Below are 20,709 nucleotides of genomic sequence, written 5' to 3'. Positions count from 1 at the left end.
GGAACGGGTTGTAAAGCCCCCTGATCAGGTGGTTTTCGGTCGCATCATGACGTCGGCCTGCGCAGGGGCAGCCCGGCCGCGCGGTAGACCGCGTCGATCACGGTCATGGTGCGCACCGCGTCGTCGGCGGTCGTCGGGAACGGTCGGCCGTGCAGCACCGCCGCGGTGAACGCGTCGAGCTGGTACGCGTAGGTCGAGCGCCGCCCGAACGTCTCCGTGGACTTCCTGTCCTTGAGCCGCAACGACAACCGGTGCGCCAGCTGCGGGCCGAGCGGGTTGAGGACGTGCAGCACGCCGTTCTCGCCGATCGCCTTCATCGACAGCTTGAGCACCGTCGACGACCACAGCGACGCGTGCACCGATCCCGTGTGGCCGGACGGGAAGCGCAGCGTCGCGCGCATCGCCCGGTCGACGGAAGGCCCGTGCGGCAGCGCCTTCGCGGACCGCACCTCGGGTTCCTCGCCGCCGAGCAGGCGGACCATGTGCACCGCGTAGCAGCCGGCGTCCATCATCGCGCCGCCCGCCAGCGAGTAGTCGTAGCGGATGTCGGAGAACCTCGGCAGCGGGAAGCAGACCGACGCCTCGACGTGCCGCAGCGGTCCGAGCACGCCGGACCGCACGATCTCGTCCACGCGCACGGCCAGCGGGTGGTAGCGGTAGTGGAACGCCTCCATCACCACGAGACCGGAGGCCTGCGCGGCCTTCGCCACCTCGGCCGCTTCGGCGGCGTTCGCGGTGAACGGCTTCTCGCACAGGACGTGCTTGCCGGCTTCCAGGGCCGCGAGCGTCCACCTGCCGTGCAGGCCGTTGGGGAGCGGGTTGTAGACGGCGTCGACGGCCGGGTCGGCCAGCAGGTCCTCGTACGAGTCGTGCACGCGCGCGATGCCGTGCCTGTCGGCGAACGTCCGGGCGCGCTCGGCCGACCGCGCGGCGACGGCCACGACCTCGGCGACCGTCGAGGAACGGGCCGGGCGGACGACGGCGATGGGCGCGATCGCGGCCGCGCCGAGCACTCCGATGCGCACGTGGTCAGTCACCCGGCCGACGCTACACCGGCTCGTTAACGGCGTTCACTCCACCAGATCGGTGTCTCTGAACGGGAAGAACGGCAGCTGGTCGACCGGCGACGGGTCCGACCAGCCCCAGGACTCCACCTGCCGCCGCGAGCGCCTGCCGAAGAACGCGCGCCACAGCTCGTATCCGTCGGTCTCCAGCGTGATCGGGCCGTCGCCGATCACCCCCAGTTCCGTCTTCACCGCCACGCCGGCCAGCCGGCGGGGGGTGATCCAGACGAGCGTGGGCTGCCAAGCCGAGTCGGGCAGGCGTTCGCGGCGAAGCGCCGCCCGCAGGTCGGCCTCGTGCGTGAGCGCGTCGAGTGCCAGCTGGTAGGGGATGCGCGCCATCTCGGCGATCCGGTCGCCGGAGGCGTTCCACTGCTCCAGCAGGTCGTCGGCGGGCACGTCCGCGCGCTCGGCCACGTGCCGCGCGGTCCACTCGTCCGACGGCGCTCCGTCCATGCGGCCGCCGGCGAGGTCGGACGCCGCGCCGGACAGGTGCGCGAGGAGCTGGTGCACGGTCCACTCAGGACAGGCGGGGACGGTGCGCGACAGCTCTTCGGCGCTCAGCCCCATGGTCAGGCCGACGATCCGCTGACGTGCCTCGCGGTAGATCTCTTCGAACACCCCTCGCTCCTCCCAGCGGTTACGGTGTCGGGCATGGACGTTCTCGTCGTCGATCATCCACTCGCCAAGGCGAGACTCACAACCATGCGCGACGCGCGCACGGACAACGCCGCGTTCCGCGCCGCGTTGCACGAACTGACCGTAATGCTCGTCTACGAAGCGATGCGCGAGGCACCGCTGAAGGAAGAGCGCACGCACACGCCGGTAGCTCGTACCACCGGCTACAGGCTGGCAAACCCGCCGCTGCTCGTGCCGGTGCTGCGGGCCGGTCTGGGCATGGCCGACCAGGCGCACAAGCTGATCCCGGACGCCCAGATGGGGTTCGTCGGTCTCGCGCGCGACGAGGAGACGCTCCAGCCGACGCCGTACATGGAGTCGTTGCCGGAGGACCTCGCGGGACGGCCCGTGTTCGTGCTCGACCCGATGCTCGCGACCGGCGGGTCGATGGCCTACACGATCCGGCTGCTGACCCAGCGCGGCGCGACCGACGTGACGGCCGTGTGCGTGCTCGCGGCCCCCGAGGGGATCAACCACCTCGAGGACTCGAAGCTGCCGTGCCGCCTCGTCACGGCGTCGGTCGACGAGAGGCTGAACGACTCCGGCTTCATCGTGCCCGGCCTGGGCGACGCCGGTGACCGTCTGTACGGGGCGGTTTAGGACATACCTCCGATCGGACGTAGCAGTGGTCTAGACCTTCGGCCTATCGTGCTGAGGACCACATCGCCGCTGCCGCGATCTGACTGAGGAGTCACATGTCCAGACGGAGATGGGGTGTCGCCGCGCTCGCGGTCGGCGCCCTGTCAGCGTCGCTGGCCTCCGCGCCCGCGCACGCCGACGTCGCGACCACCGGGCACCACGGTTTCTCGAAGACCCGCACCGTCGGGTACTTCATCCAGTGGGGCGTGTACGACCGGAACTTCCGGGTCAAGAACCTCGTGGACAGTGGCGCCGCCGCGCGGCTCACGCACCTGAACTACGCCTTCGGCTTCCTCGACGAGTCGGGCAAGTGCGTGAGCTCCGACCCGTGGGCCGACTGGCAGATGCCCCACACCGCGGAGCAGTCGGTGAGCGGCAAGGCCGACGAAGCGGGCCAGGCGCTGATGGGCAACCTGAACCAGCTCAAGCAGCTCAAGGCCAAGTACCCCAGGCTGAAGGTCAACATCTCGCTGGGCGGCTGGACGGGCTCGCGCTGGTTCTCCAACGCCGCGCTGACGCCCGAGTCACGTGCCGCGCACGTCAAGTCGTGCACCGACATGTGGATCAAGGGCAACCTGCCCGGTCTGCCCGAGGGTGCCGCGAAGGGCGTCTTCGACGGCGTCGACCTCGACTGGGAGTGGCCCGGCAGCAACGGCAACATGACGCCGCCGAACGTCGTGCGCCCCGAGGACAAGCAGAACTTCACCAAGCTGCTCGCCGAGTACCGCAGGCAGATGGGCTGGAACCGCGACCTGACGGCGTTCCTGCCGGCCGACCCGAGGCAGGTCGACGCCGGCTTCGAGGTCAGGAAGGTGTTCTCCTACCTCACCTTCGGCACCCTGCAGGGCTACGACTACCACGGCGCGTGGGACCCGGCGGCGAACCAGCAGTCCGCGCTGCGCGTGCCCCAGGGCGACCCGTCGGAGTTCGAGTTCAGCTCCGAGGTGACGGTCAACGCGTGGCTCTCGCGCGGTGCCCCGCGGTCCAAGGCGGTGCTCGGTGTGCCGTTCTACGGCCGCGGCTGGGACGGCGTCGCCCCCGGCACGCGCAACGGCCTGTTCGGCACCGGCGTTCCCGCGCCCGCCAAGTACGAGGCGGGGTACGAGGACTTCCACCGCATCAAGGCGAAGCTCTCCGAGCCGGGCAACACGTACAAGATCTACCGCGACGAGCGCGCCGGCTTCGCGTGGATCTACGACGGCAAGACTTGGTGGACCTACGACGACGCGACGGAGATGAAGCGCAAGGCGCGCTACATCAACGACCGCAGGCTCGGCGGCGCGATGGTCTGGTCGCTCGACGGCGACACGCCGCAGGGTGAGCTGATCAAGGCGCTCGACGGCGCTCTCAGGTAGGCCGCACCGAAGACGGACTGTCCTAATCGGACAGTTCAGCGGGTCCGGGGAGGTTTCGCGGCGGCCGCCTCCCCGGATTCCGTGGTTCTACAGGGTTTTCCCGGCTTCCGCCCGCCACCCCCTGCCGTGCGCGCGCAACGCCAGCTCGTAGGTGGCGGCCGCGTCCACGCCGGGCGGCAGGTTGCCGTTGAGCTCCAGGCTCACGAGGCCGTGCGCGATGCCCCACATCGACATCGCGATCTGCTCCGGGTCCTCCGCGAGGTAGACGCCCTGCTCCACCGCGCGCCGCACCGCGTTGATCACCGGCGCGAACGTCCTGCCCGCCGCGCGGCTCATCTCCTTCGTCGGCGCGACGACCTTCGAGTAGAGCACCGAGTAGAACTGCGGGTCCTCCAACGCGCTGCGCCGGTACGCCAGCCCGATCCGCAGCAGGTCCTCCGCCGGGTCGTCCGTGACCGGCACCGCGGCGAGGTTGCGGCCGAACCGCGTGAACGCCTCGTCGTAGAGCGCCTCGAGCAGCGCCGGCTTCCCGCCGAAGAGGGAATAGACCGCCGTCGTCGAGGTGTTGACGTCGGTGGCGATCTTGCGCAGGCTCACCGCGGCGGGACCTTCGGTGCTGAGCAGCTCGCCCGCCCGCTCGAGCAGACGCCGCCGCAGCGCGTCGTCGTGGGTCTTGGGCCTGGGCATCAGCCGATCCTATCTGCCCCTGGTCGCAGTGGTATCAAGTTGATACCGTGCTGGGAATGGCGATGACCTTGCGGTTGACCGACGAGGAGAACCAGCGGCTCGCTGAACTGGCGCACGCCGAGGGCCGCTCCAAGCAGGAGGTCGTGCGGCTCGCGATCGCGGAGCGCTACCGGCGCATGCAGCAGGAGGAGAAGCTCGGCGAGGTGCTGGGGCGGGTGCTGCCCAAGTACCGAGGTCTTTTGGATAGGCTCGGTTCTTCCTGAAACTGTCAGACCTCTGTGATCAACTGGATGCCGTGATCTCCTACCTCGACGCCGGGGACCTGTTGGTGCTGGCCACAGCCGTGACCGGCGGCGATCTCGTCGTCAGGGACATCGGCCTGCTGGACACGGCGGCGTACCGTCCCCGCGCGACCGTTCTCGGCGTGGAGGCGTACGACACGCTGTGGCTCAAGTCCTCCGCCCTGCTCGACTCCATCGTCAGGACCCGCCCTCTCGTCGAGGGCAACTGGCGGCTCGCCTGGGTCGCCGCCGTCACGATGTGCGACATCAACGGCTACTGGATCGACGCCGACGAGGACGACGCGCTGGACCTCGTGCGCTCCCTCGGCCGCGACAAGATCGACGTGCCGGAGATGGCGGGTCATCTCGAAGCGTGGGGCATCTCGAAGGATTCCGCTTGACCTAGAGTGCACTCCAGGTCATAGCGTCGAGTCCGTGAGTTACTCGATAGCCCAAGCCGCGCAGCGCAGCGGGTTGTCCATCGACACCTTGCGCTACTACGAACGAATCGGGCTCGTCGACCCGCCCGCCCGGGACTCGGGCGGCCGTCGCAGCTACTCAGAGGAAGACCTCGGCTGGCTGGCTTTCGTGACGCGGCTGCGCACGACCGGCATGCCGATCCGCATGATGCGCGAGTTCGCGCAGCTCAGGCACAAGGGCGACCTGACGGCAGGTCGCCGCAAGCAGATCCTCGTCGAGCACCGCAGCGACGTCCGCGCCCGCATCGCGGAGCTGCAGACGTGCCTGGAGGTGCTCGACTACAAGATCGACCACTACGCGGTGGTCGAGCGGGACTTGGAGGCGACGGCGTGAGCCGTTCATTGGGATCGCTGCAGGTCGGGCCGCAGGGCCTCGGCTGCATGGGGATGTCGGAGTTCTACGGCGCCGGCGACGAGGGGGAGTCGATCGCCGTCATCCACCGGGCCCTGGAGCTCGGCGTGACGCTGATCGACACGGCCGACATGTACGGCCCGCACATGAACGAGGAACTGGTGGGCCGCGCGCTCGCCGGCCGCTCGGGCTACGTGCTCGCCACGAAGTTCGGCATCGTCCGCGAGGGCGGCGGCCGGTCGATCCGCGGCGACCGCGCCTACGTGCGCTCGTCGGTCGAGGGCTCGCTCAAGCGCCTCGGCGTGGAGACGATCGACCTGTACTACCTGCACCGCGTGCCGTCCGACACCCCGATCGAGGAGACCGTCGGCGCGATGGCCGAGCTGATCACCGAGGGCAAGGTGCGGCACCTCGGCCTGTCCGAGGCGGGCGCCGACACGCTGCGCCGCGCCCACGCCGTGCACCCGATCACCGCCCTGCAGAGCGAGTGGTCGCTGTGGTCGCGCGACATCGAGGCCGAGATCGTCCCGACCGCGCGTGAGCTGGGCATCGGCATCGTGCCGTACTCGCCGCTCGGCCGTGGCGTGCTGACCGGCCGCTTCGCGTCGTCGGCCGACTTCGGCGAGGGCGACTTCCGCGCCGTGAACCCGCGGTTCTCCGGCGAGAACCTCGACGCGAACCTGAAGATGGTCGCCGAGCTGAAGGCGCTGGCCGCCGAGCGCGATGTGACCGCCGGTCAGCTCGCGCTGGCGTGGGTGCAGCACCGGGGCTCCGACGTCGTGCCGATCCCGGGCACCAAGCGGATCAGGTACCTGGAGGAGAACGTCGCGGCGGCGTCCCTGGAGCTCTCGGACGCCGACCTCGCCGCCGTCGAGGCCGCGGTGCCCGCGTCCGCCGTCGCCGGTGACCGGTACCCGGACATGAGCTCGATCGGGCGTTAGAACACACGTTCGAAAGCATCCCCAGGGTTGTCCACAGGGTGGGGACAACAAGCTGTGGACAACCCCGGGATCATGTGGACAACTGGGCCGCCACGGTGGCGCCGAGCTCCCAGCACGCCTGGAGGTCGGCCTTCCCCGGTTCACCCGTGACGAGCACGTGCCGAGCCGCCTTCTCCCAGCCCAGCCCGGTCGTGGCGGCCTCCACGCCGCGCACCGCCCCTGTCGTGTCGTTGTTGCCGTGCACGTAAAGCCCGAACGGCCTGCCGCGCGTGGAGTCGAGGCACGGGTAGTACACGGTGTCGAAGAAGTGCTTCAGCGCGCCGCTCATGTACCCGAGGTTGGCGGGCGTCCCGAGCAGGTAGCCGTCGGCTTCCAGGGTGTCCACAGCGGTTGTGGACAACGCGGCCCGGCGCACCACCTCGACGCCCTCGACCTCCGGGGTGGTGGCGCCGGCGAGCACGGCCTCGAACATCGCCTGGAGAGCGGGCGACGGGGTGTGGTGGACGATCAAGAGGCGCGGCATGGCCCCACGCTGACGTGCTGATCGCGGACGCGCAAGCCGCACGACCGGCGTTCGCCGGACAACGGGGCCCGCGGTGCAGCAGCATGGACGACCATGACCCGCGCCTCCTACGACACCGTCGCCGCCGACTACGCCCGGCTCCTCCCGGACGCGCACGACGGCCGCCCCCTCGACGCCGCCATCATGCGCGCGTTCGCCGAGATGACCGAGGGCCTGGTGGCGGACCTGGGCTGCGGCACCGGCCGGATCACCCAGCACCTGCACGAGCTGGGCCTCACCTCGTTCGGCATCGACCTGTCCGACGGCATGGTCGACCAGGCGCGGCGGGCCTACCCGCACCTGGCCTTCTCCCAGGGCGACCTGAACGGGCTCGACCTCCAGGACAACATCCTCGGCGGCGCCGTCGTCTGGTACTCCACGGTCCACATGCCGGCGAGCGAGGTGCCGTGGGAGGAGTTCTGCCGGGTCCTGAAGCCCGGCGGGCACCTGTTGCACGCCTTCAAGCTGGGCGACCGGAAGCAGCACCTGTCCCACGCCTACGGCCACGACGTGGACCTGGAGGTGTACTGGCACGGCATCGAGGAAACCGTGGCCAACGCGACCGCGGCCGGGTTCGACGAAGTGGCACGGCTGCAACGCCGCAGGGGTGCGGACGAAGGAGGGCCGCAGGCGTTCCTGTTGCTGCGCAAACGGAACCCCGCGGCCGGAAGCACGTCCTAGAAGGTGTACACAGGAGGGACCATGAAGACCACCGCCCTAATGCACACCAGTCCTCGCCAGCGCCGCATCACCTGGGGTGCCGGCCTTGCCGTCGGCATCGGCATGATCGGGATCGGACCCCTCTTCGCGTCCGTGTGGCCGGGGTTCGACCACAGCCCGTGGGACGTCAACACGATGCTGCTCGGGCTCGGCGTGGGGCTCTGCACGATCGCGTACATCTTCGGCCGGATCGCCGTCGCGGCGTTCACCGAGGGACGCCGCAACGCGGTGTCCCCGCCGACCAGGAGGGCCTACTTCGTGGCCGGCGGGGGTTTCGCCCTGGCTGCGCTGTGCCTCGCGATCGCGATCGCTAGCTGACGAGCGCCGTCACCCGTTCCCGCAGTTCCGCGAGCCTGGCCCTGCCCGCCGCACGGGCGGACTCCAGTCCGTCCGTGACCGGCTCGACGACCTCGAGGTACGCCTTGAGCTTCGGCTCGGTGCCGGAGGGCCGCACGATCACGCGCACGCCGTCCGCGGTCCAGCGCAGCACGTCCGCGCCGGGCAGCAGGTCCTCCGACGCGAAGTCCGGCGGTGGTTCGGCGCGCAGCCGCGCCATCGTCGCGCCGATCAGGCTCAGATCGGTGTACCGCAACGAGACCTGGTCGGTCAGGTGCAGGCCGTGGTCCACCGCGAGCTGGTCGAGCGCGTCCAGCAGCGTGCGGCCCGAGGCCTTGAGCCCGGCGGCCAGGTCCGCGGCGACGACCGCGGCCGAGATGCCGTCCTTGTCGGCCACGTGCTCGGGGTCGACGCAGTTGCCGAGCGCCTCCTCGTAGGCGAACACCAGGCCCTCGCCCGCGCGCGCCAGCCACTTGAAGCCCGTCAGCGTCTCGGCGTAGCGGGCACCGTGCGCGGCCGCGATCGACTTGAGCAGCGACGACGACACGATCGTCGTCGCCACCAGCGGGTCCGCCGACTCGGTGGTGGACAGCACGAGCGAGCCGAGCAGCACGCCCGTCTCGTCACCGCGCAGCATCCGCCACGTGTCGCCGTCCTTCACACCGAGGGCACACCGGTCCGCGTCCGGGTCGAGCGCGATCGCCAGGTCGGCGTCCACCGACGCCGCGAGGGACAGCAGCTCGTCGGCCGCGCCGGGCTCCTCCGGGTTCGGGAACACCACGGTCGGGAAATCCGGGTCCGGCACCGCCTGCGACCGCACCACGTGCACGTCGGTGAAACCCGCGCGCCGCAACGCTTCCACGGCGAACGCGCCGCCGACGCCGTGCATCGGCGTCAGCGCGATCTTCAGCTCACGCGAGTTCCCGCGCGGCAGCGACGCCACCCGTTCGAGGTACGCGTCCACCTCCGCGTCGGAAACCGTGGTGTACGAGGAGTTCCGGGGGACGGACACCGCCGCGGGAACGGCCTCGATCGCCTTCTCGATCTCGCCGTCGGACGGCGGGACGATCTGCGAACCACCGGCCAGGTAGAGCTTGTAGCCGTTGTCCGCGGGCGGGTTGTGCGACGCGGTGATCTGGATGCCCGCCACGGCGCCGTGCGCGCGCACCAGGTACGCCAGCACCGGCGTCGGCAACGGTTCGGGCAGCACCCGCACGTCGAAGCCCGCCGCCGCCATGACCTCGGCCGCGGCGGTGGCGAACTCCTCGGACCCGTGCCGCGCGTCACGACCCACGAACACCAGGCCGGACGTGCTGAGCCACGACGCCAGGCCGGCCGTCGCGCGGACGACGGTGGCCACGTTCATGCCGTTCGTGCCCGCCCGCACCGGCCCGCGCAGCCCAGCGGTGCCGAACGTCAGCGGACCGGCCATGCGGTCCCGCAGGTCCTCCAGGGCGGCGGGGTCGCCGCCCATCGCCCGCGCCAACACGCCCTGCAACTCGGTCCGAGTCGCGTCCGACGGGTCGTCGGCGATCCACCGGAACGTCGCGTCACGCAGTGCCGGCGTCAGGCTCATGCCCGGTCCACCAGCTCGCGCAGCAGGGTGCCCATGCGCTGGGCCGCGGCGGCGCCGGCGTCCAGCACCTCCTGGTGGTTCAGCGGCTCGCCGGTGATGCCCGCCGCGAGGTTCGTGACCAGCGACAGGCCGAACACCTCGACGCCCTCGGCCCGTGCGGCGATGGCCTCGTGCACGGTGGACATGCCGACCAGGTCGGCGCCCAGGGTGCGCAGCATCCGGATCTCGGCGGGCGTCTCGAAGTGCGGTCCCGGCAGGCCCGCGTACACGCCCTCCTCCAGCGACGGGTCGATCTCCTGCGCGAGCTTGCGCAGCCGCGGCGAGTACAGGTCCGTGAGGTCGACGAACCGCGCGCCGACCAGCGGCGACAGCGAGGTGAGGTTGAGGTGGTCGGAGATCAGCACCGGCTGCCCGACGGTCATGCCCTGCCGCAGGCCACCGGCGGCGTTGGTCAGCACGACCGTCTTCACGCCCGCGGCCGCGACGGCACGCACGCCGTGCACGACCTTCTGCACGCCCTTGCCCTCGTAGCCGTGGGTGCGGCCGAGGACGACGAGGACCTTCTTGCCGCCGACCTCGACGGAACGGATGGTGCCGCCGTGGCCGAGCGCGGTCGGCGCCTCGAAGCCCGTCAGCTCGCCCACCCCGATCTCGACGACGGGCTCACCGATCACGTCGGCGGCGGGCCGCCAGCCGGAGCCCAGCACGATGGCGATGTCGTGCTCGTCGTTGCCGGTGCGGCTCTGGATCTCTTCCGCGGCCTTGCCGGCCAGCTCTTCTGGAGTCACCGCCAGATGTTAAACCGGGGCGAACGTCGAGGCGATCGCGTCGAAGAGGCGCACCCTGGCCTCGTCCTCCTGCTCCGTGGGCACCACGACCTCGACCACCCACAGGTCGTCGCCGTGGGGGAGCACGCGGGAGAGGTGCGACCGCCGCAGCGCGTTGGGCTCGTCACCCTCGACCGTGCGGTAGATGAACTGGGTGCTCGCCTCGGCGCGCGGCCCCGCGAGGTCCGGCGTCGGCACCCTCTCGCCGCCGAAGAACCGCCCTGGCCACCGCGCCTGCACACCCGCGACGTACGCCTTGATGTCGCGCTTCGGGTAGTAGTCCGGGAACCGCTGCACGGTCACCTCGTACGCGCCGCTGCCCGACACGAAGTGCACGACCGCCGACACCGGGAACCGCGCGTCGGCGGCCCGCTGCTCGGCGTACGTCGCCCAGCTCTGGTCGACGCTCACGGTGAACTCGCCGCCCTGGTCGCCGATGGCCGTCACGGCGGACGCGGTGCGCGGCTGCAGCGTCGCCGACGTGGGCAGCGACGGCAGGGTCTGCACCGTCTGCCGGGTCGGCGGCAGCAGCGTCGCGCCGGCCGCGAGCCTCGTCAGCGCGAACCCGCCGCCCGACCCCGCCAGGAACAGCAGGACGGCGGCGAGCAGCACGAGCGCGGAGGCGAGGCGTCCCCGCGGCGCGGGCGGGAGCGGTGCGGTGAGCGGGAACGGCAGCGGGCCGGGGTCGTCGGCCAGCGGCGCGTCCGGCTCGATCCTCGGCTTGGGCCGCACGACCACCGGCAGCGGCACCGTCTCGCGGACCTCGAACGCGTCCGTGCCGGGCTCGGGCAGCAGCGGGTAGACCTGCTTGCGCACGTCGACGAGCGACAGCCGTTCGGCCGGGTCCTTGCGCATCAGCCCGCTGATCACCGGCGCGAGCCGCCCGGCGCCCGCGGGCACCGGCACGTCGCCGTTGATCACCGCGTTGATCGTCTGCATGACGTTCTTGCCGACGTACGGCGGCTCGCCGGCCATCGCGGCCCACACCGTGGCGCCGAGCGACCACCGGTCCGCGGCCTCCGACACGTCGCCGCCCTGCGCCACCTCGGGCGCGATGTACGCGGGCGTGCCCAGCGTGATGCCGCGCGCGGTCATCGTGGCCTCGGCGACGTTGCGCGCGATGCCGAAGTCGGTGAGCTTCACCCGGCCGTCGTCGGCGATCAGCACGTTGCCCGGCTTGACGTCCCGGTGCGTGATGCCCGCCCGGTGCGCCGCCGCGAGCGCCGCCGCGACCGCGTCCAGCACCGCCGCACCTTGCTTCTCGGTGAGACAGCCCTGTTCCTGCAACACGTCGCCGAGGCTGCGTGACGGCACGAGCTCCATCACGACGTACGGGTCGCCCTCGTGCTGCACGACGTCGTAGAGCGTCACGACGTTCGGGTGGGAGAGCGCGGCGACGGCGCGGGCCTCGCGCATGGTCCGCTCGCGCAGCTCCTCGGCGGCCACGTCGGGCATGCCGGGCGGCCTCAGGATCCCCTTGACCGCGACCTGCCTGCGCAGCACCTCGTCGTGAGCGGCCCAGACGGTGCCCATCGAGCCCTGGCCCAGCAGGTGCAGCAGCCGGTACCTAGCCGCGATCAAGCGATCCTGGTCACCGTTCTCCACGACGTCATTCTTCCCGACACGCCGTGGTCCGTTCCGGGGGGAGCGGAAAGCTGGGCCCCGTCAACGGCGGTGAACCTCACATAGCCGTGCCGGTACCGTTCGGCGACACTGCAACGCATGATGGAGTTGGCTTTGACCGCCGAATTCCGCCCGAACGAGTTCCCCGCCGCGTCGGGGGAACAGTGGCGGGAGCTGGTCGACGCGGTTCTCCGCAAGACCGGCGCGAGCTTCGACTCGCTGGTCACGAAGACCTACGACGGCATCGAGCTCCAGCCGCTCTACACCCTCGACGACGCCCTGGAGCCGTACGCGCTCGCGCCGGTGAAGCAGGGCTGGGACGTCCGCCAGCGCCACTCGGTCCCCGACCCGGTCGCCCTGATGAACGACCTCGAGGGCGGCGTCACCTCCCTGTGGCTCGCGGTCCCCGCCTCCTCCCTGGAACGCCTGCTGGACGGCGTCCACCTCGACCTCGCGCCGATCGTGCTCGACGGCTCCGCCGACGCCGCCCGCGCGATGCTCCGGATCTACGACCAGGCACCGGTGCTGGCCACCGAGGTGCGCGGCAACCTCGCCCTGCGGCCTTCGGGTGAAGCCCTGGACGTCATCCGCGACGCCCGCTCGCGGTTCCCCGGCCTGCGGACCGTGGTGGTCGACGCGCTGCCGTTCCACGACGCCGGTGGCTCGGACTCCGAGGAGCTGGGCGCCTCTCTCGCGCTGGCCGTGTCGTACCTGCGTTCCCTGACCGGCGCGGGTTTCACCGCGTCGGAGGCGTTCGAGCAGCTGGAGTTCCGCTTCGCCGCCACCGCCGACCAGTTCACGACCATCGCCAAGCTCCGCGCCGCCCGCCGCCTCTGGGCCCGCGTCGCCGAGGTGTCGGGCGTCGAGACCGTGCAGGTGCAGCACGCGGTGACCTCGTCGGCGATGATGACCCGCCGCGACCCGTGGGTGAACATGCTGCGCACCACCGTCGCCTGCCTGGCCGCCGGACTCGGCGGCGCGGACTCCGTGACGGTGCAGCCGTTCGACGCGGCGATCGGGCTGCCGGACGAGTTCGCGCGGCGGATCGCGCGGAACACCCAGAACCTGCTGCTGGAGGAGTCGCACCTCGGCGAGGTGATCGACCCCGCGGCGGGCTCCTGGTACGTGGAGCAGCTGACCGACGCGCTCGCGGTCGAGGCCTGGAAGTGGTTCCAGGAGATCGAACGGGCGGGCGGGCTGCCGTCCGCGCACGGCCTGGTGGCCGCGCGGATCGCCTCGACCTGGGCGGCGCGGTCGGCTCGGCTGGCGGATCGGAGCGACCCGATCACCGGGGTGAGCGAGTTCCCGAACCTGGCGGAGAAGCCGGTGGTGCGCGACCGGGCCCCCGGAATCGATTCCGACTCGCAGGCCCCCAGGGGGGACGCGCCCCCCACCTCAAGTGTCCCAAGCGGGTCTGACACCTTCGGCCTCCCGAGGGTTCGCTACGCCCAGGCCTTCGAGGAGCTGCGCGACCTCGCCGACGCCCAGCCCGAACGCCCCCTGGTCTTCTTGGCCACCCTCGGACCGGTCGCGGCCCACACCGCGCGGGCCACCTTCGCCGCCAACCTCTTCAACGCGGGCGGCTTCGCCACCCCGGACGCGGGCGCGACCGGCTCGGCGGACGAGGTGGCCCGCAGGTTCGAGGAGTCCGGCGCCAGGATCGCCGTCCTGTGCGGCAGCGACAGCAGCTACGCCGACCAGGCCGTCGCCACCGTCGAGGCCCTGCGCGCCGCGGGCGCCGAACGGGTGCTCCTCGCGGGCAAGAAGACCGACGCCGAGGTCGACGGGTTCGTCCACCTCGGCTGCCCGGCGCTCGAAATCCTCACGAACACGTACGGGTTCCTCGGCATCGACAAGGGAGCGGAGCGATGATCCCCAACTTCGCGGACGTCGACCTCGGTCCTCTCCCGCGGGCGGAGTACAAGACCGACCTGCCGCCGTGGGAGACGCCGGAGGGCATCGCGGTCAAACCGGTCTACGGTCCGTCCGATGTGGAGGGTCTCGACTTCCTGCGGACGTACCCCGGCATCGCGCCGTTCCTGCGCGGCCCGTACCCCACGATGTACGTCAACCAGCCGTGGACCGTGCGCCAGTACGCGGGTTTCTCGACGGCCGAGGAGTCGAACGCCTTCTACCGCCGCAACCTCGCGGCCGGGCAGAAGGGCCTGAGCGTGGCGTTCGACCTCGCCACGCACCGCGGCTACGACTCGGACCACCCGCGCGTCGCCGGTGACGTCGGCATGGCCGGGGTGGCGATCGACTCGATCTACGACATGCGCACGCTGTTCGACGGCATCCCGCTGGACAGGATGTCCGTGTCGATGACGATGAACGGCGCGGTGCTGCCCGTCCTCGCCCTGTTCGTCGTGGCGGCGGAGGAGCAGGGGGTGAAGCCGGAGCAGCTCATGGGGACGATCCAGAACGACATCCTCAAGGAGTTCATGGTCCGCAACACCTACATCTACCCGCCGCGGCCGTCGATGCGGATCATCTCCGACATCTTCAGCTACACCTCGCGGCACATGCCGAAGTTCAACTCCATCTCGATCTCCGGCTACCACATGCAGGAGGCCGGGGCGACGGCCGACCTGGAGCTGGCCTACACGCTCGCGGACGGCGTCGAGTACCTCCGCGCGGGCAGGGAGGCCGGGCTGGACGTGGACGCGTTCGCGCCGCGGCTCAGCTTCTTCTGGGCCATCGGCATGAACTTCTTCATGGAGATCGCCAAGATGCGGGCCGCGCGCCTGCTCTGGGCCAAGCTCGTCAACGAGTTCCAGCCCAAGTCGCCGAAGTCCCTCAGCCTGCGCACCCACTGCCAGACGTCGGGGTGGAGCCTCACCGCGCAGGACGTGTTCAACAACGTCGCGCGCACGTGCGTCGAGGCGATGGCCGCGACGCAGGGACACACGCAGTCGTTGCACACCAACGCACTCGACGAGGCGCTCGCGCTGCCGACGGACTTCTCCGCGCGCATCGCCCGCAACACGCAGTTGCTGCTGCAGCAGGAGTCCGGCACGACGCGCGTGATCGACCCGTGGGGCGGCAGCGCGTACGTCGAGCGGCTCACCGCGGAGCTCGCGGCCAAGGCCTGGGAGCACATCACCGAGGTCGAGAAGGCGGGCGGCATGGCCCGCGCGATCGACGAGGGCATCCCCAAGCTGCGCATCGAGGAAGCGGCGGCGCGGACCCAGGCGCGCATCGACTCCGGGCGCCAGCCCGTCATCGGCGTCAACAAGTACCTCGTGGACGCCGACGAGCAGATCGAGGTCCTCAAGGTCGACAACGCCGGCGTGCGCGCCCAGCAGCTCGAGAAGCTGCGCAGGCTCAGGCAGGAGCGCGACCAGTCCGCGGTGGACAGCGCGCTCGACGCCCTGACGAACGCGGCGGGCGGCGATGGCAACCTGCTGGAGCTGGCGATCGGCGCCGCTCGCGCCAAGGCCACGGTCGGGGAGATCTCCGAGGCGCTCGGCAAGGTGTGGGGCCGCCACAGCGCGCAGATCCGCACCATTTCCGGCGTGTACCGGCAGGAGGTCGGTTCGGTGTCCAACGTGGACGGCTGCCGCGAGGTCGTCGAGGCGTTCGCGGAGCAGGAGGGCCGCCGCCCGCGCATCCTGGTCGCCAAGATGGGCCAGGACGGGCACGACCGCGGCCAGAAGGTGATCGCCACGGCGTTCGCGGACCTCGGCTTCGACGTCGACGTCGGCCCGCTGTTCCAGACGCCGGAGGAGGTCGCGCACCAGGCCGTCGAGGCCGACGTGCACATCGTCGGCGTCTCCTCGCTCGCCGCGGGCCACCTCACGCTCGTGCCCTCGCTGCGCGAGGAGCTCGCGAAGCTCGGCCGCGAGGACATCATGATCGTCGTCGGTGGCGTGATCCCGCCGCAGGACTTCGACGAGCTGCACGCGGCGGGCGCGGCGGCGATCTTCCCGCCCGGCACCGTCATCGCCGACGCGGCGAAGGACCTGCTCGTGAAGCTGGCCGGCCAGCTCGGGCACCATGCCTAGGGTCCTCGACGTCGCCGAGTACGCGAAGGGCGTCCTCGACGGCAACCGCGGTGTGCTGGCCAGGGCCATCACGCTCGTCGAGTCGACGCGCGCCGATCACCGGGCCCGGGCGCAGGAGCTGCTGGTCGAGCTGCTGCCGAAGTCCGGTGACGCGATCCGGGTCGGCATCACCGGCGTGCCCGGCGTGGGCAAGTCGACGTTCATCGACGCTCTGGGCACCATGCTGACCGAGCGGGGGCACCGGGTGGCGGTGCTCGCCGTCGACCCGTCCTCGACCCGCACGGGCGGCAGCATCCTGGGCGACAAGACGCGCATGCAGCGGCTGTCGGTCAACCGCGACGCGTTCATCAGGCCGTCGCCGACCAGCGGCACGCTCGGCGGCGTCGCGCAGGCCACCCGCGAGACGATCGTGCTGGTCGAGGCCGCGGGCTTCGACGTGGTGCTGGTGGAGACGGTCGGCGTCGGGCAGTCGGAGGTGGCCGTCGCGAACATGACGGACTGCTCGTTGTTCCTCACGCTCGCGCGCACGGGTGACCAGTTGCAGGGCATCAAGAAGGGCATCCTGGAGCTCGCGGACGTCATCGCGGTCAACAAGGCCGACGGCGAGCACGAGCTGGACGCCCGCAAGGCCGCCCGCGAACTGGCCGGGGCGCTCAAGCTGCTGCGCCCGCCGGACGCGGTGTGGCACCCGCCGGTGCTCACCTGCTCGGGCCTCACCGGAACCGGTCTCGACGAGCTGTGGTCCCGCGTGCTGGAACACCGCCGCACCCTCGAGCAGGCGGGCGAACTGGACGAACGGCGCCGCCGCCAGCAGGTCGACTGGACCTGGATGATGGTCCGCGACGAGCTGTGGCGGCAGGTCCGCGAGAGCCCCGCCGTGCGGTCCGCCGCCGGTGTCCTGGAGGAGAAGGTGCGGTCGGGAGAGCTCACCGCGACGCTGGCCGCCGAGCAGCTCCTGCAGGCGTTCCAATCGGACTCCCCGTAGGCGCTTAACTAGTTTGGGTGACCTTCGATCGTGGTATTCGAGGTAGAGTTCAGGCCATGTCGAGGTTGCTGCTGGCCTGCGTGTTCTCGCTGATGAGCGTTCTCGGGATCGCCGGTGCGGCGTCCGCGCAAGAGGCGGCGGACACGCCTGTGGCGGCTGCGCAGCAGACCACGGTCAACCCGGCTCCGGACGTGAACGCGCCGCAGGAGCCGTCGCCTGAAGCTCGTCAGGAGACCAAGCGCAAGCTGTGGATCGGCGGCATCGCCGTGGTGCTGTTCGCGCTGGTCTACTACCGCAACAAGAAGCGGTGGGCGAAGTGGCGCAAGGAGCGGGCGGCCAAGAAGGGGTAGCCGGGCGGCCGTCCCGACCGTTCGACGCTGAGACACCGCGTTCCACCTGGTGGGACGTAATAGTGGAAGTTAAGCGTGTCTCCCGACCATCTGCGTCATCGTTGATCGGTCAGACTGAAACTCGCTCACCGCTTGGCGCAGCGCTGCGACCGGCCGTCCGGTTGATCATCATCAGCGCACCGCGTCCCACGGGTGGTGATGCAGGATGGTGGCCAATGGGTACCGACTTGAAGACCAGCACGCGCTCGGCCGTCGAGCGGTACTCCGACGCGCTGCTGGACCTGTCGCACTCGATCCACTCGGAACCCGAGTTGGCCTTCGAGGAGCACCGCAGCGCCGAGAAGATCACCACCCTGCTGGCCCGCGAGGGCTTCGAGGTCGACCGCGGGGTGGCCGGCCTGGACACCGCTTTCGTCGCGACGTACGGCGGCGGTGACCTGGTGCTGGGCCTGTGCGCCGAGTACGACGCGTTGCCCGAGGTCGGGCACGCGTGCGGGCACAACGTCATCGCCGCGGCCTCGGTCGGAACGGCCCTTGCGCTGCGTGACGTCGCTGACCGGCTGGGCGTCACCGTGAAGGTGATCGGCACCCCGGCGGAAGAGGTCGGCGGCGGCAAGGTGCTCATGCTGGAACGGGGCGTGTTCGACGACGTCTCGTTCTCGATGATGGTGCACCCGGCGCCGTACGAGTCGTGTGCCGCGAAGTCGCTGGCCATCACCGATCTCGAGGTGCACTACCAGGGCAAGCCGTCGCACGCGGCCGCCGCTCCGCACCTCGGCATCAACGCCGCGGACGCGGTGACCGTCGCGCAGATCTCGATCAGCCTGCTGCGGCAGCACCTCGAACCCGGCCAGATGGTGACCGGCATCGTCACCCACGGCGGTACCGTGCCGAACGTAATACCCGCCCACGCGTCGGCGATGTTCGACGTGAGGGCGGAAAACCTGGAATCGTTGCAGCGTCTGGAGAACCGGATCCGGGACTGCTTCACGGCCGGCGCGCTCGCGACCGGCTGCACCCATGAGGTCGTGCAGGTCTCACCGATCTACGCCGAGCTGACTCCTGACCCGTGGCTCGCGGACGCCTACCGGCGTGCTGCCACTGACCTGGGACGACGGCCGCTCTCGCGAGAGCAGGAGCAGCGCGAGAAGATCGGGAGCACCGACATGGGCAACGTCACCAGAGTGTTGCCCGCCATCCACCCGACCATCGCAATCGACTGCGGAGACGCGGTGAACCACCAACAAGAGTTCGCGACCGCCTGTGCCTCGGCGTCGGCCGACCGAGCGGTGCTCGAAGGAGCACTCGCCATGGCTTGGACGACGATCGCGACAGCCACCGATTCCCGGCAGCGTGAACGGCTGCTGGCCCGCGGAGGTGCGGCATGACGGTCCTGGACTCCCGACCTTCGGGTTCCTCAACTGTGAAGACGTCCCCTGAGATGCTCGTGGACCCCACCGGGGTGAGCATGTCTGTTGTGGATGATCTGGGTGAAGGCCGCGGCCCCGCGTGGCTCGACGACTGGTTGAAAGCGCACGCCGCGGACGTCATCGCGTGGCGGCGCCACATCCACTCCCACCCCGAGCTGTCCCGGCGCGAGTACAACACCACCGAACTCGTGGCGAAGCTGCTGCGCGAGGTCGGCCTCAAGCCGCGAGTCCTCCCCGGCGGCACCGGCCTGATCTGCGACATCGGCAGCGGCCCGCGCTGCGTGGCCCTCCGCGCGGACATGGACGCCCTGCCGCTGCACGAGAACACCGGCCAGCCGTTCTCGTCCACTGTGGACGGTGTGTCGCACGCGTGCGGCCACGACGCCCACACCACGGTCCTGATCGGCACCGCGCTGGCCCTCGCGTCCGCGACGGAGCTGCCGGGCCGGGTGCGGCTCGTCTTCCAGCCCGCCGAGGAGGTCATGCCCGGTGGCGCGCTCGACGTGCTCGCGGCCGGCGGCCTCGACGGCGTGGAGCGGATCTTCGGCCTGCACTGCGACCCGCGCCTGCAGGTCGGCCGCATCGGCACGCGCATCGGCGCCATCACGTCGGCCTCCGACCTGCTGGAGCTGCGCCTGTCCTCGCCGGGCGGCCACACCTCGCGCCCGCACCTGACGGCCGACCTGGTGCACGCGCTCGGCACGGTGATCACCGGCCTGCCGACGATGCTGTCGCGCCGCGTCGACCCCCGCTCCGGCACCGTCCTGGTGTGGGGCGCGGTGCACGCGGGCGAGGCGCCGAACGCCGTGCCGCAGGAAGGCCTGGTGCGCGGCACGCTGCGCACGGGTGACCGCGACATCTGGGCCGAGCTGGAGCCGCTGGTCAAGGACCTGGTGACGGGTCTGCTGGCGCCCACGGGCGTCGGGTTCGACCTGCACCACCGCCGCGGTGTGCCGCCGGTCGTGAACGAGCGCGAGTCGACGCAGATCCTGCGCGCCGGCATCGAGGCCGCTCTCGGCGACGACGCGCTGGCGGGCACCGAGCAGTCCTCCGGTGGCGAGGACTTCGGCTGGTACCTGGAGCACGTGCCCGGCTCGTTCGCGCGCCTCGGCGTGTGGAACGGCGTCGAGAAGCAGCGCGACCTGCACCAGCCGACGTTCGACCTGGACGAGCGCGCGCTGCTCGTCGGCGTCCGCGTCATGGTCCACACGGCGCTCGCCGCTCTGGCTTAAAGCGGAGCCCTTCGGTCCGGGCAGTGTTGTGGCGCGTGCGGAGCAGTTGCGCACGCGCCACAACGCTGTCCGGGGTCCGTTCAAGGCGATCCCGCAACGCCGGACCGCTCGCGAAATCGGCTGGCAAGCGGATGACACCGCTCATTGGGCTTTCGCCGCGAATGATCTGAGCAACTGAGCGGGCGGGGGTGCACCGTGGACCAGTCGACCACCGTGCTGTGGCGGCCGACCGGCCCGGAGGAGTTGGAACTCGTCCGGGAGTCCGGCTGGTACGCGTGGCCACCCCGCCTCCCCGAGCAGCCGATCTTCTACCCCGTGCTCGACGAGGAGTACGCGATCAAGATCGCCCGTGAGTGGAACGTGCCGCACCACGGGGTCGGCTACGTCACCCGCTTCCGGGTCGAGTCGGAGTTCCTCCGGCGCTACCCGGTTCAGCAGGCGGGCGGCAGGACCATCCTGGAGCTGTGGGTTCCGGCCGAGGAGCTCGACGAGTTCAACGCGCACCTCGTAGGTCCGATCGAGGTCGTGCACGAGTTCCGGTGACCCACCGCTCCGGATCGTCGATCCGCGAACGACTCCGGCGGGGCACCA

Annotated in this window: 22 protein-coding genes; 15 read left to right on the top strand and 7 right to left on the bottom strand. The window is 70.8% G+C overall.

Annotated features, from left to right (window positions below; translation table 11 throughout):
* Positions 1-44 precede the first annotated feature (44 nt).
* The gene (locus tag L6E10_RS40625; RefSeq protein WP_236215861.1) at positions 45-1,037 is read right to left on the bottom strand and encodes a Gfo/Idh/MocA family protein; all 993 of its coding nucleotides are present in this window, start codon (positions 1,035-1,037) and stop codon (positions 45-47) included.
* Positions 1,038-1,070: 33 nt separating this feature from the next.
* On the bottom strand, positions 1,071-1,682 hold the full coding sequence (locus tag L6E10_RS00870; RefSeq protein ID WP_236215860.1) for a maleylpyruvate isomerase N-terminal domain-containing protein: 612 nt from the start codon (positions 1,680-1,682) through the stop codon (positions 1,071-1,073).
* A 33-nt stretch (positions 1,683-1,715) separates the two neighbouring features.
* Here L6E10_RS00870 and upp point away from each other — a divergent pair, with 33 nt between their 5' ends.
* Complete coding sequence (upp, locus tag L6E10_RS00865) at positions 1,716-2,339, top strand: uracil phosphoribosyltransferase (protein ID WP_236215859.1); 624 nt, start codon at positions 1,716-1,718, stop codon at positions 2,337-2,339.
* Between the two features lie 95 nt (positions 2,340-2,434).
* Positions 2,435-3,733 (top strand): glycoside hydrolase family 18 protein, encoded by a 1,299-nt coding sequence (locus L6E10_RS00860; protein ID WP_236215858.1) that lies wholly within the window; start codon positions 2,435-2,437, stop codon positions 3,731-3,733.
* Between the two features lie 87 nt (positions 3,734-3,820).
* Here L6E10_RS00860 and L6E10_RS00855 read toward each other — a convergent pair whose 3' ends face one another.
* Entirely contained in the window at positions 3,821-4,420 is a 600-nt protein-coding gene (locus tag L6E10_RS00855; protein WP_090094861.1) for a TetR/AcrR family transcriptional regulator, read from the bottom strand.
* 56 nt (positions 4,421-4,476) lie between these two features.
* Between L6E10_RS00855 and L6E10_RS00850 the strand changes: the two genes are divergently transcribed.
* The 4 genes from L6E10_RS00850 to L6E10_RS00835 are packed head-to-tail and all read left to right on the top strand — an operon-like array spanning position 4,477 to position 6,473.
* Positions 4,477-4,683, top strand: coding sequence for a type II toxin-antitoxin system VapB family antitoxin (locus L6E10_RS00850; protein WP_090094862.1), 207 nt, complete (start codon positions 4,477-4,479; stop codon positions 4,681-4,683).
* Positions 4,684-4,715: 32 nt separating this feature from the next.
* On the top strand, positions 4,716-5,102 hold the full coding sequence (locus L6E10_RS00845; RefSeq protein ID WP_090094863.1) for a type II toxin-antitoxin system death-on-curing family toxin: 387 nt from the start codon (positions 4,716-4,718) through the stop codon (positions 5,100-5,102).
* Between the two features lie 34 nt (positions 5,103-5,136).
* Positions 5,137-5,514: a MerR family transcriptional regulator gene (locus tag L6E10_RS00840; RefSeq protein ID WP_236215857.1), complete on the top strand. Its 378-nt coding sequence runs from the start codon at positions 5,137-5,139 to the stop codon at positions 5,512-5,514.
* A gap of 47 nt (positions 5,515-5,561) precedes the next feature.
* Positions 5,562-6,473, top strand: a complete 912-nt coding sequence (locus L6E10_RS00835; protein WP_236216161.1) for an aldo/keto reductase — start codon at positions 5,562-5,564, stop codon at positions 6,471-6,473.
* Positions 6,474-6,543: 70 nt separating this feature from the next.
* On the opposite strand, the gene L6E10_RS00830 is transcribed toward L6E10_RS00835, so the two are convergent.
* Complete coding sequence (locus tag L6E10_RS00830) at positions 6,544-6,996, bottom strand: flavodoxin family protein (RefSeq protein WP_236215856.1); 453 nt, start codon at positions 6,994-6,996, stop codon at positions 6,544-6,546.
* A 93-nt stretch (positions 6,997-7,089) separates the two neighbouring features.
* Here L6E10_RS00830 and L6E10_RS00825 point away from each other — a divergent pair, with 93 nt between their 5' ends.
* Together L6E10_RS00825 and L6E10_RS00820 are read left to right on the top strand one after the other, a co-directional pair.
* Complete coding sequence (locus L6E10_RS00825) at positions 7,090-7,716, top strand: class I SAM-dependent methyltransferase (RefSeq protein ID WP_236215855.1); 627 nt, start codon at positions 7,090-7,092, stop codon at positions 7,714-7,716.
* 21 nt (positions 7,717-7,737) lie between these two features.
* Positions 7,738-8,073: a hypothetical protein gene (locus tag L6E10_RS00820; RefSeq protein ID WP_236215854.1), complete on the top strand. Its 336-nt coding sequence runs from the start codon at positions 7,738-7,740 to the stop codon at positions 8,071-8,073.
* Here the strand turns inward: L6E10_RS00820 and L6E10_RS00815 are convergent.
* The 3 genes from L6E10_RS00815 to L6E10_RS00805 are packed head-to-tail and all read right to left on the bottom strand — an operon-like array spanning position 8,066 to position 12,075.
* On the bottom strand, positions 8,066-9,667 hold the full coding sequence (locus L6E10_RS00815; RefSeq protein WP_236215853.1) for a phospho-sugar mutase: 1,602 nt from the start codon (positions 9,665-9,667) through the stop codon (positions 8,066-8,068). The genes L6E10_RS00820 and L6E10_RS00815 overlap by 8 nt on opposite strands.
* Positions 9,664-10,455: a purine-nucleoside phosphorylase gene (locus tag L6E10_RS00810; protein WP_374235448.1), complete on the bottom strand. Its 792-nt coding sequence runs from the start codon at positions 10,453-10,455 to the stop codon at positions 9,664-9,666. Before L6E10_RS00810 ends, L6E10_RS00815 begins: the two co-directional genes overlap by 4 nt.
* A gap of 9 nt (positions 10,456-10,464) precedes the next feature.
* Positions 10,465-12,075 (bottom strand): serine/threonine-protein kinase, encoded by a 1,611-nt coding sequence (locus L6E10_RS00805; RefSeq protein ID WP_236215852.1) that lies wholly within the window; start codon positions 12,073-12,075, stop codon positions 10,465-10,467.
* A gap of 156 nt (positions 12,076-12,231) precedes the next feature.
* On the opposite strand from L6E10_RS00805, the gene L6E10_RS00800 reads away from it, so the two are divergent.
* The 7 genes from L6E10_RS00800 to L6E10_RS00770 all read left to right on the top strand — a co-directional run bounded on the left by L6E10_RS00800 (position 12,232) and on the right by L6E10_RS00770 (position 20,661).
* Positions 12,232-13,989, top strand: a complete 1,758-nt coding sequence (locus tag L6E10_RS00800) for a methylmalonyl-CoA mutase family protein (RefSeq protein WP_308102641.1) — start codon at positions 12,232-12,234, stop codon at positions 13,987-13,989.
* Positions 13,986-16,121, top strand: a complete 2,136-nt coding sequence (gene scpA, locus L6E10_RS00795; RefSeq protein WP_236215851.1) for a methylmalonyl-CoA mutase — start codon at positions 13,986-13,988, stop codon at positions 16,119-16,121. Before L6E10_RS00800 ends, scpA begins: the two co-directional genes overlap by 4 nt.
* Positions 16,114-17,106: a methylmalonyl Co-A mutase-associated GTPase MeaB gene (gene meaB / locus L6E10_RS00790; protein WP_236215850.1), complete on the top strand. Its 993-nt coding sequence runs from the start codon at positions 16,114-16,116 to the stop codon at positions 17,104-17,106. Before scpA ends, meaB begins: the two co-directional genes overlap by 8 nt.
* A gap of 56 nt (positions 17,107-17,162) precedes the next feature.
* Positions 17,163-17,456, top strand: a complete 294-nt coding sequence (locus L6E10_RS00785) for a hypothetical protein (protein ID WP_236215849.1) — start codon at positions 17,163-17,165, stop codon at positions 17,454-17,456.
* A gap of 215 nt (positions 17,457-17,671) precedes the next feature.
* Positions 17,672-18,844 (top strand): M20 family metallopeptidase, encoded by a 1,173-nt coding sequence (locus L6E10_RS00780; protein ID WP_236215848.1) that lies wholly within the window; start codon positions 17,672-17,674, stop codon positions 18,842-18,844.
* A 53-nt stretch (positions 18,845-18,897) separates the two neighbouring features.
* Complete coding sequence (locus tag L6E10_RS00775) at positions 18,898-20,118, top strand: M20 family metallopeptidase (RefSeq protein WP_374235533.1); 1,221 nt, start codon at positions 18,898-18,900, stop codon at positions 20,116-20,118.
* Between the two features lie 195 nt (positions 20,119-20,313).
* Complete coding sequence (locus tag L6E10_RS00770) at positions 20,314-20,661, top strand: hypothetical protein (protein WP_236215846.1); 348 nt, start codon at positions 20,314-20,316, stop codon at positions 20,659-20,661.
* The last annotated feature ends 48 nt before the right edge of the window (positions 20,662-20,709 follow it).

The sequence above is a fragment of the Lentzea sp. CC55 genome (genome assembly GCF_021056325.1).
In the GTDB taxonomy this organism is placed as follows: Bacteria; Actinomycetota; Actinomycetes; order Mycobacteriales; family Pseudonocardiaceae; genus Lentzea; species Lentzea jiangxiensis.
The sequence above is the reverse complement of the archived record's forward strand: the minus strand, read 5'-3'. Positions and strand labels throughout refer to the sequence as shown.